The sequence below is a fragment of the Psychrobacter sp. T6-1 genome (genome assembly GCF_052258445.1).
Window position 1 is genome coordinate 1 of record NZ_JBQQFC010000286.1, and the last position, 3,073, is coordinate 3,073.

General features: G+C 43.1%; 3 protein-coding genes and 1 pseudogene. 1 reads left to right on the forward strand and 3 read right to left on the reverse strand.

Features of this window, described 5'->3' with window-relative positions; translation table 11 throughout:
• Window positions 1-422 (reverse strand): annotated as a pseudogene (locus ACTXGO_RS11740) (hypothetical protein); the annotation flags it as partial.
• Between the two features lie 526 nt (window positions 423-948).
• On the opposite strand from ACTXGO_RS11740, the gene ACTXGO_RS11745 reads away from it, so the two are divergent.
• Window positions 949-1,707 carry an IclR family transcriptional regulator gene (locus ACTXGO_RS11745; RefSeq protein ID WP_317199339.1) on the forward strand — a complete coding sequence of 253 codons (759 nt, stop codon included), beginning with the start codon at window positions 949-951 and terminating at the stop codon, window positions 1,705-1,707.
• 91 nt (window positions 1,708-1,798) lie between these two features.
• Here ACTXGO_RS11745 and mmsB read toward each other — a convergent pair whose 3' ends face one another.
• Together mmsB and ACTXGO_RS11755 are read right to left on the reverse strand one after the other, a co-directional pair.
• Window positions 1,799-2,737 carry a 3-hydroxyisobutyrate dehydrogenase gene (mmsB, locus tag ACTXGO_RS11750; protein WP_443574639.1) on the reverse strand — a complete coding sequence of 313 codons (939 nt, stop codon included), beginning with the start codon at window positions 2,735-2,737 and terminating at the stop codon, window positions 1,799-1,801.
• A gap of 117 nt (window positions 2,738-2,854) precedes the next feature.
• The coding region (locus tag ACTXGO_RS11755) for an enoyl-CoA hydratase/isomerase family protein (protein ID WP_443574641.1) at window positions 2,855-3,073 on the reverse strand (219 nt) is incomplete at its 5' end.

Below are 3,073 nucleotides of genomic sequence, written 5' to 3' on the forward strand. Positions count from 1 at the left end.
ATTTCATTATCAGGTACGATTACGCCAGCACCCATAGTGAACCAGTTACCAGCAGGACGTACTTGAACGCCTAGGTACGGGTTACTAAAGTCTGAATCAACGTCATACTCGATATCTTCAACGTCAAAGTCACCGCCAAATAGGTCAGCAACATCGCCACCTGCCCAACCCGCTTGTAGTTCTACTTTTTCGTTAACGCTAAAGCCAACGTTTGCACCGTAACCTAATGAACCCACTTCAGCACTAACAGAAGCTGGGTTAGTAAGCGTGTTAAAGATAGTTTTAGTCGTACCAACAACAGCACCAGTAGTGTTACGGATAATGCCGTTATCACTGCTGTACTGATAAGCTGGCTCAGCGGCCATAGCAGCAGTTGATGCCATTACAGCAGCAGTAACCAAAGATAATTTGATGAATTTCATAACTCTCTCCTAAAGTGTGGGATTGTTTGCCCATAAAAATGATTGATTGGATGGTTTGCATAATCATTTTTTTGTTGAGCAGATTAAAACAATTTTAGCTTCAAAAGTCATCCCCTCAGAGACCCCTTTTGTTTAGTATTATGTAAAGATTGCATGCATATTGTAATTAGTGGCACCTAGCAACCTAAAACACTTGCTTTTTACGACCTACTACTCCCTAAACTCAAGTAAATATACAAATTCGAGATAAAGAAAGTATTTCAAGATGTTTCTGTATAATGGACTATAAATGTATTTTAGACAGTAAATATTCTATTACTTATTACTACCATTTGTTTCGGTTTGTGAGTTGATGTATCTATGATAGTTGAACATATTAATAATAAGATTCATAAATTAGTAAAGTTTATCGCTATAAACTAGTGATTATTATCGTAATTCTTTATACTTACTGTTACTGGTTTATATACATTTCAGTGAATTCAAACTTTCTAACTACTCTCTTTATCTATACTGAGCTTCTTCTATGCCCAAAGTATCCTCTATTACTCGCGTGTTAGAAATTATCGAAGCGGTGTCCTATTCATCCAAACCTATCTCGCCCCTTGAGCTCTCACAAATGCTCGATATTCCAAAACCAACAATACATCGTTTGGTACAAAATCTGGTTGATGAAGGTTTTGTTGCAGTCGATATCGGTGGCGGTATTATCCCTGGCAAGCGCGTGCGCAATCTAAGTGTTGAGCTTTGGCAACATAGGCAGTTCTTTAACGAGCGGCAAATCATATTACAAAAGCTGGTAGACGATATAAAAGAGACTTGCGGCATTGGTATTCCCTATCATACCGATATGATCTATACCAATAGGGTTGCGACTAAACTACCCTTGCAAATCTACTTGCCAGTAGGTATTAAGTCACCCATGTGGTGCACAGCAACGGGTAAACTGTATTTAAGTCAGTTAAGTCTGGAGAGTCGGCGCAAGGTGCTCCAAAGCTTAGCGCTCGATAAGTTCACTAAAAACACCATCGTCGATATCAGTGCTTTAAATACTGAGCTTGATCACATTGCCAAGACAGGCGTCGGTATCGATAATGAGGAGTTTATATCTGAGATGGTAGCGGTATCCGTTGCCATATCTGATAAAAAATCTCGCTATTTGGGCTCGCTCTATATACACGCGCCAACGATACGAGTATCGCTCGATGAACTACTAAGCCATGTACCAAGACTACGAGAAGCGGCCAAAGATATTCAGACCTTGGTGTATGAGCTACAAAGTTAAATTGGTTTGTAATAACAAAAGCCGTTGGTGCTATCGTGAGTAGCATCAACGGCTTTTTATTGCTTATTAAAGTATACGGCAGTAAAACTGATTAGGACGATAATACTGACTTATCATGCAGCGCCATGATACTGGAAAAATCCTTGTCACCATGCTGGACGCTGTGCTCGTTGTATAGCTCAGTAGCCCTAGCACCCATTGGCGTATCAGCACCTGTTGTTTGCGCTGTTTGCATGGCAAGGTTAAGATCCTTTTGCATAAGCTCGGTCATAAATCCGCCTTTGTAGCCATTGCTCGAGGGTACGGTTTCTATGACGTTAGGATAAGGATTATACACTTCAAGCGTCCAGTTGCGCCCTGAGCTTTGGAGCATAATCTCGGAGAGCACCTTGGCATCAAGGCCGTTTTTGACCCCTAAGTTAATCGCCTCAGCTGTCCCTGACATCAAAATGCCAAGCAGCATGTTATTACATATTTTAGCGACCTGTCCTGCACCATGATCCCCTGCATGAAAGATATTCTTACCCATAACATCAAGGATAGGGTTAGCACGGGCAAAGGCCTCTGCTCTACCGCCGACGATGAAAGTGAGACTACCTGCAATAGCGCCGCCCGTGCCGCCTGAGACTGGCGCATCTAAAAAGTCGATGCCTAATTTGCTCGCCTCTGTCGCCACCTTGCGTGCATCACTTGCGGCAATGGTGCTGCTGTCGATGACGAGTGTACCCTTAGGCAGTACCGAGAGTAGACCGTTTGACTCTTCGCTATCCAAGTAGACCGCGTGTACATGCTTGCCTGCTGGCAACATCGTGATAACGACTTGGACGTCACGTGCCGCATCCTTTGGGCTATCGGCGACTCTAGCACCCGCACTCTGCAAACGATCGAGCGCCGCCTGTGATAAATCATACACCGAGAGCTTATATCCTGCTTTTATCAGATTCTCCGCCATTGGCGCGCCCATATTACCTAGACCAATAAAGGCAATATTAGGTCTACTTTGACTATCGCTATGTTTACTTGGACTCATGTCATCACTCCTTGATGATTGTTGTTCTGATTATATATTCTATTGTCAGTCTCAAAAAAACTGACATATTTAGACTAAGAGATAGCACTATTGAAGGAACTCAACTATACGTAAAGCTTAGCGAACGTATTGCGCGCCCAAAGCATCAGCGCCTAGCCAGTCTTTTAAGGGGTGCGCGTCTTTACTATAAGGGTTGTCAAAATGCTGCTCGATATAATCGCGGCCCTCAGGGGATAAACACTCACTAAGCGATCGCGACCATTTAGGATCTTTGTCTTTATCAATCAGCAGCGCCCGTACGCCTTCTTTAAAATCAGGATTTGCCGCGCAGTGTAC